Annotated in this window: 1 protein-coding gene; it reads right to left on the bottom strand. The window is 55.5% G+C overall.

The features are described 5' to 3' along the window. A partial coding sequence (locus tag LI149_RS15105) for an AAA family ATPase (protein ID WP_227143619.1) occupies positions 1–364 on the bottom strand: 364 nt, incomplete at both ends.

Genomic DNA, 364 nt, shown 5'->3' with positions numbered 1-364 from the left:
GTAGCCTGTGCAATGTCTCCCAGACTGCGGAATATCGGGCGCACCTCGTTTGCCCGGTTCATGTCCACATCTGCGCCCAGAAACGCCTGTACCGGGTCAATGATAACCAGCCTTGCGTTGTTTTCCCGGATTGCCCTTGCTATGCGTTTATCGGCAAGGGTCAGTGGTGTGTCTCTATCGTCAATGACAAGCACTTTTTCAAGGTCTGCGTCTGCTTCCATCAGCCGGGGCTTGACGGTATCGCCCAGACCGTCCTCTGCGGTCTGGTAGATGATGTTGAAAGGCTCAAGGGTCTCCATACCGGGTAAAGGCTTTCGGTTGGTGCAAGCCGCCGCAAGACGCATGGCAAAGTAGGTCTTGCCCT

Source organism: Dorea sp. 210702-DFI.3.17, assembly GCF_020560825.1.
GTDB classification, from domain to species: domain Bacteria; phylum Bacillota; class Clostridia; order Lachnospirales; family Lachnospiraceae; genus Dorea; species Dorea formicigenerans.
This window is presented reverse-complemented; position numbering and strand designations above follow the sequence as displayed.